Origin of the sequence: Hydrocoleum sp. CS-953 (assembly GCF_002260545.1) — a bacterium.
Taxonomy (GTDB): Bacteria; Cyanobacteriota; Cyanobacteriia; order Cyanobacteriales; family Microcoleaceae; genus Trichodesmium.
In genome coordinates, this window is sequence record NZ_LGSU01001129.1 from 1 (window position 1) to 7,073 (window position 7,073).

Consider the following 7,073-nt stretch of genomic DNA (forward strand, 5'->3'; position numbering starts at 1 on the left):
GGGGGTACTAGATATCTCCCAACATCCCATCATAAAATCAATTATTACTCATTTTTTATCAATTCCTTCTCCTGATAACCTATTTTCTGGAGATACGGTTAGGGCATCTATAAGCCTTAACGACAAAAGTTTCCAAATTTTAGATAGGGTTGCCCTAGTCTAAACCCCAGTAAACAAAAAATCCTATGTAATTTATCATAATAATTAAACCATTGTGTCAACTGATATCAAATTGCATCAAATATTGACTCAGCTAAATTATGATTTTTCAAAGTAGTTGCCAATTTTCAAACCTCTTTTTGAATTTTTTCCTAAGTTAAAAACCTGCTGCAAATTTATCTAAATTATCTAACCGCCATCTAGCATCAAGTTGGCGGTTTGTTTGTAATTCTAAAATTCTTATTCCACTACTTGGTAAAGGATTTAAAAGTTGTTGTAATTCCTTCCAGGAAAATATTTTTTGATGTTCTAGACCATAAGTTTTACATAAATCAGCAAAATTAATATCTTGGGGAGTAGCAAAAAATTCTGTAAAAGGTGGTTCAAATTTAGCTATGGGCAACATTTCAAAAATTCCGCCTCCTTGATTATTAATCAAAATAATAGTTAAATGACCAACTAATTTATTTCTCAGTAAAAAACCATTGGTGTCATGTAAAAGTGCTAAATCTCCTGTTAACATGACACTACTTTGATTAGAATGAGCTATACCTAAAGCTGTTGATAAAGTACCGTCTATTCCGTTTGCACCTCGATTGAAAAATGGCTGAATTTGGGAATTATTCGGAACCCAGAAAAATTCTACATCTCTAACTGGCATACTATTAGCAATAAATATTGGTGTATTTTTTGGTAATGTCTGAGATATTAACCAAGAAGTTTTAGGTTCTAATATCTGATTTATTGCTGACATTTGTTTGTCAATATTTTCTCTAATTTTTGCTTCATAGTTACACCATAAATTCAAGTAATTTATATCAGAGTTATCCAGGGTAATTTCAGGAGTAAAAATTTTTGCTAGTTGTTCTACTGAGATTCGTAAGTGAGTTGTCTTGCCATGAAGCGGATCGAAGTTATGGTCACTTTTGTCAATAATTAATCTGTAGGAATTAGTTGCTTGTAGCCAACTTCTTAGTTGTTTACTTGTTGGTAATTCTCCGATTTGTAAGACTATTTCAGGAATGAGTTTTTCTGCTAATTTCTGATTTCTTAAAATTAAATCATAAGTGCTAATTAAATAGGGATTTAACTGGGAGTAGTTTCTTAGAGGCGATAAACCTTCGGCTAAAACAGGGAAGTTTAAAGTTTGGGAAATTTTAGCGATCGCCTGACAATAGACTTCAGGTTTTTCTGGTTGTGCTAAACCTGCAATTATAATCCCTTGCTGATATTTAAGTTGATTTTTTAAGAGTTCTATTAAGTCAAAATTTGGGATAAATTCTGTTGTGCAAATAGGCTTGACAGCAGCAAAAAAGTTTTGGGATAATTTTGATTCTAAGGCGATAGCTTCTGGTTGGGGTATGGGTGATAAAGGGTCTCGGAAGGGAATATTAAAATGCACAGGTCCGGGTTTAGGAAAGCAGGTTTTTTCCCAACCATAAATAACTGTTTGTCTTAAATATTCCAGTCTTTTTAATTCTACTGAAGGTAAACTTAGTTCAATTTGCCAGTTTGGATAATTGCCATATATTTTAACTTGATCGATTGTTTGACCAGCATGACAATTTCGTAATTCTGGGGGTCTATCTGCGGTTAAAACTAATAGTGGGATACGACTTTCTTTGGCTTCTATTATAGCTGGATAAAAATTAGCTACAGCGGTACCAGATGTGCAAACTATAACTACAGGTTTATGATTTTTTTTTGCTATTCCTAGGGCAAAAAATGCTGCTGAACGTTCATCAAGAATGGGAATAGTTTCAATTTTGGAATGGGTAGCGAAGGCGAATGTTAGAGGTGTAGAACGAGAACCGGGACTGATAATTGCTATGGTTAATCCTAAATGTTGTAGTGTTTCTACTAAAATGGATGCCCATACTGTATTGATATTTATAAAATCAATTGACATTGTTAAGTTGTGAATCTTGAATAGTAATACGTCAAGCCAAAAAGGTTTAAGACAGTATTGAATAACTGAAAGAAACAATAGAATATTAGTAAGGGAATAGTAAAAAATAAATTATCCAATTTTTGAACTAGACCTAATTTGTGTTGCTCCCTATATTTCCTACTCCCTACTCCTTAAATTCAGGGTAATTGTATATTTTTTAATTTGGAAGTCCCTAATTAATCTTCTACCTTCTGTTATCTCTAACTGCTTCTGTCCTAAACTTGAATTTTTGACTTTTTCTTTCTATTTTTGAATCCTTTACTTTTTGACCTCTGCTGTAATACTTCTGGTGGCGGACCATAATCTCCATCAGAAAAATATTGTCGTTCTACTATATGTTGGGATTCTACTTCAATCCATAGACGCGCTCCCCCGGCTTGACTTTTATTTGGTTGATGGGGTTGATAAACTATTTGGCAAGGTCCCTTAATTTTCAGAGCATGGCAATAATCCTTTTTATCTCCAACTTTTACAGCAACTGCGGGATAGGCAGTGCCATTATCTCGGTTGTAATCTATTGTTTTTCGCAGAACATGAATAAAAGTATTGCCTGTACGTTTATTTTTGTTCCAAGTTCCTTCAGGACCACGACTACCTGGTATAATGTCTGGCATTCCACGATGATTAAGGGGAATCATCCAAATTCTTTCGACTTTATAAGCGCCGATGACTCGGCCTTGATTGAGTAGTGTTCGTAATCTACCTGTTGATATATTCAGTAGAAATGCTGCTTGTGTTGTACGTACTGATGAGGTGGTCATAACTACAACGTCTTAGTTTTAAATTATATATACCTATTATATTTAATATAATAAAACATATTACTTTAAATAATAGACTTGTCGGTAAATAAGTAGTCGTGCTTTTAGGAATTTCCTAGTTGAGAGAGGGAACAGGAAACACTTAACTGAGGATAGGGAGAAATAATTGAGAATTTATGGATAATATTGAAGATGTAGAATAAAGTTTGTAATTAATTTTGCATGAGCACTTAAAAGGAAAAAATCGCTCAAACCTAGACAGAGCAAAAATTCCCAGCTCTTTTGAGTTCTAAATAGCTATAATCCTTACAGAACAAGCTTTTTGGGGATTTTTTAAGTTATAAAGCAACAAGTCTAATTTTTAATTGAGTCAGAAAAGTAAAAAAGTAATCAGAGTTAAGAGAAAAATATTTTGGCTTTACTATCAAAAGAAAAACAAAATAGGAAAAAATTCAATTTGAGGTGATATTTTTCCCTATTTCTTATTCCTAGTGAACCAGTTCCCTTTGGGACTATCGCTATTTTTTTTCTATCAACAAAATTTCCCCTTCATTCCTTTTTTATTGCCTTGTATTAACAACTAATTTAAAAGCAAAATCAATTATTATTTGCTAAGAAGTGTTAAAAAAAANTAAAATTTACGGACCAAAAGGTATTGGTGCTATTTATGTGCGTCGTCGTCATCCCAGAGTAAAGTTAGCGCCTCAAATACATGGGGGAGAAAACGAAGCCGAAAACCAGTTCCCTTTGGGACTATCGCTATTTTTTTTCTATCAACAAAATTTCCCCTTCATTCCTTTTTTATTGCCTTGTATTAACAACTAATTTAAAAGCAAAATCAATTATTATTTGCTAAGAAGTGTTAAAAAAAAATGCTTTCGAGCAATTCTTTATCTGTCCTGATGACTTCTATCTATCGCGTTTCTCAAGCATCGGAGGTACAGTGGTTTTTCTCCTCCCGTACTCTTTAAAACAAAGGAATGTCGATATCTCTCTCTTTGTGGGAATTGCTATAATTATTTATAACTCTTCAACTGCACATGATATTACAATTAGACCTACAGAATGTGCATTTCAAACTAAAGCTTTCAATAAAGTCTGAAGTTTTAGTTGAACTTCTGCCAATTCTTTATCTGGTTTAGAACCAGTAACTATACCTGCACCAGCATAAAGTCTAGCATGGTCTCCATTTATTAAAGCTGACCTAATACCTACAGCAAATTCCCCATTTCCTTGATGATCTATCCAACCAATTGGTGCTGCATAAAGTGAGCGATCAAAAGTTTCAAAATTCTGTATTTGTTCTTGAGCAATATCTCTAGGAAATCCTGCCACTGCTGGTGTGGGATGAAGTTCTGCCAATATTTCTAAAAGATGAATATTTTGAGAAATTTCTGCTGTAATTGGTGTCCATAAATGTTGAATATTTGATAATTGTAGTAAATGTGGTTGAGATGAGTAATTGGGTTTTAATCCTAAATCTTGTAGACGTTTAATAATAAAATCTATGACAAATTGATGTTCTCGTAAATCTTTTTCACTAGATAATAAACTATTGGCTAGTTTGGCATCTTGACTGGGAGTTTTACCTCTAGGTGCGGAACCTGCTAAAGCATCTGCAATTAACTGATTATTCTTAATACTAATTAAGCGTTCTGGACTTGCACATATAAAATTTTGACCGTTGCCATTACTGGTAGAAATTACATAGCAGTCTGGATAAAAGAATCGCAAGTTATTTAAGGATTTGATTAAGTTAAAATTCGTTTGAGAATATATATCTATGGCGTGAGCTAAAACAATTTTTCTTAAAGAATTTGAGTTGATTAAGTCTAGAGCTGAAGCAACTGATTTTTTAAATTCTTGTAAATGATTGACGTTGATTTTCCGAAGTTTTTTATAAGGTTTAGTTAAAGTTGATAAATGAGTATTTTTTATCTGGGTTATTTGCTGGAATTTATCCCAAATTTTCTGGGAAATATTTTCAATGTTAATAGAGATGCTGATAACTGTATTAATTACAAGTATATTGTGGTTATTTGTCTGAGCTATTTGCCACTTTGGTAGAAATATTGTTGCTGAAGGAAAGTGAGGATTTATAGATAATTTTTGTTGGTAATTCCCATTTTGATGAAAGTTGTTGAGATTGGTTTGACTCTGTTTTTCAAAGAAAGTAAAACTACAAAAAAAGTGGGGACCTGCATAAGGTAAATGTGTCGCACCTATAGAAATTGTATTATTCAAACATGATTGAATAAAAGATTGAGCCTGCGCAAAACGATTCCCACTTTTCACAGTCAAGTGAGTAGCACCGTCAATAGCAGCGATAGCCAAGCTATTTTTGTAGAGATTTTTTTCTCCAATCCCTTGTTTTTCTAAATAAAAATGTAGTTGATGTGGTTCACAAATTTCTTGCAATATTGCTAGGGGATCTACCGGTAATATTTCCAGAGAAATACTGACTATTTTTTTCTGCACCTTGTCTGTTAATGTCTGTTGACAATTGAACAGAAATTGATGCAGGTCTTGGCAGTTTTGAAACAGATTAACAGAAGTTGGTATTACAGACATGAAAATAAGAATAGCAAATTTTCACTGAATCAGAGAGAGTGATTGGTGGGGCTGTCCAATTCCGGACAGTGGCCAAAGTTATCCCCTAGCATTAATTAACATTAGACCTTTTTTCACATCCCTTTTGTGACGATAGGGGATAGGGGATTATTCAGGCAAGTCGAAAGCCTAAATCAAGTCAAATGTAAAGTAAAAATAAATTACGTTATTTTTTGTTAAGATTTTGGTCTTACTGGCAAATTAAAGTGGTAAGAGATTAGAAATTGTTGTTAATAAACAATATTTCTGGATAATATTTATCATTGTTTTTAGGGTTAGTATTGAGCTTTTTCTGGGGAATGCTATACAAACAGCTTTAAAGAGTTAAGCAATTACTAAGATTAGCTGATGACCAATAAATAGGTTTATGCCTCTCTTTTCAAGGGAATAAAAAAGAAATTTCATCTTTCAAGTCTCCGGCTTTCCTACGGAATGCTGCGCAAACAGCTAGAGGTACTGATAACTGATAACTAATAACTAATAACTGATATGACAGCTCAAGTAGTAAATAAGTCTGATAAAAAATTATGGTTAGCTGCCATTAAACCACCTATGTATACTGTAGCAATTATGCCGATATGGGTAGGAACAGCAATAGCTTTATGGGAAAAAAATGGGATTGATTGGTCTATTTTTTTAACCTTTATCACATCGGCAATTTTAATTTTAGCTTGGGAGAATATTAGTAATGATGTGTTTGACTCGGAAACAGGTATTGATAAAAATAAACACCATTCTTTGGTGAACCTGACTGGGAAGAAAGACTTGATTTTTTGGCTAGGTAATCTATGTTTATTTTTAGGTATTTTGGGAATTGTAATAATTAGCTGGTGGTTGCAAGATTTAACTGTAATTGGATTAATATTGCTGTGTTGTGTTTTAGGATATGTTTATCAAGGTCCTCCGTTTAGATTAGGGTATCAAGGTTTAGGAGAAATTCTCTGCTTTTTTGCTTTTGGTCCCTTGGCAATTTCTGCTGCTTACTATAGTCAAACTAAAGCTTGGTCAATCACCAGTTTAACTGCATCAATAATTATTGGAATTACTACGACTATTATTCTCTTTTGTTCCCACTTTCATCAGGTAGAAGATGACTTAGCAGCAGGAAAGCGATCGCCTATTGTGAGAATGGGAACTAAGGTAGGTTCTCAAGTATTAAATTGGTCTTGCGGGATTGTTTTTGTATTAATTTCTATTTGTGTAGGTTTAGGATTTTTCCCAGTTTGGACTCTATTAAGTTTTGCTGGTTTGCCTTTTGCTATTTATTTATGTCGTCACGTTAGTAATCATCACGACCAACCAGAAAAAGTTAGTAACTGTAAATTTATTGCAGTTTATCTACATTTTTTTAGTGGGTTACTATTTGGCTTAGGATTTGTTCTGTAAATCTCAAAATAAGGGAATAGGGAATAGGGAATAGTTAAGAGTCAAGAGTCAAGAGTTTAGGGGAATTATAGAGAATATCCTCAAAATAATGGTTTCTTGATTCCTCTGCCTCGCGTTAAGCTGTTAAGCATTTAAACCACATATTTGTTATATACCTAGTTAAGAATACAATCCTTATTAATTATGAATTAAAATAAGGATTGCAT

Annotated in this window: 4 protein-coding genes; 1 reads left to right on the top strand and 3 read right to left on the bottom strand. The window is 33.2% G+C overall.

All coding sequences use genetic code 11. The features are described 5' to 3' along the window. Window positions 1-316: 316 nt before the first annotated feature. The 3 genes from menD to AFK68_RS17570 form a co-directional block, all read right to left on the bottom strand. A complete protein-coding gene (menD, locus tag AFK68_RS17555; RefSeq protein ID WP_094673889.1) occupies window positions 317-2,068 on the bottom strand; it encodes a 2-succinyl-5-enolpyruvyl-6-hydroxy-3-cyclohexene-1-carboxylic-acid synthase in 1,752 nt (583 codons plus the stop codon). A 257-nt stretch (window positions 2,069-2,325) separates the two neighbouring features. After that, entirely contained in the window at window positions 2,326-2,871 is a 546-nt protein-coding gene (locus AFK68_RS17560) for a hypothetical protein (protein WP_094673890.1), read from the bottom strand. A 1,074-nt stretch (window positions 2,872-3,945) separates the two neighbouring features. Next, window positions 3,946-5,442 carry an isochorismate synthase MenF gene (locus AFK68_RS17570; RefSeq protein ID WP_094673892.1) on the bottom strand — a complete coding sequence of 499 codons (1,497 nt, stop codon included), beginning with the start codon at window positions 5,440-5,442 and terminating at the stop codon, window positions 3,946-3,948. Window positions 5,443-5,970: 528 nt separating this feature from the next. Here AFK68_RS17570 and menA point away from each other — a divergent pair. Further along, window positions 5,971-6,867, top strand: a complete 897-nt coding sequence (gene menA / locus AFK68_RS17575) for a 2-carboxy-1,4-naphthoquinone phytyltransferase (RefSeq protein WP_094673893.1) — start codon at window positions 5,971-5,973, stop codon at window positions 6,865-6,867. Window positions 6,868-7,073: the final 206 nt, after the last annotated feature.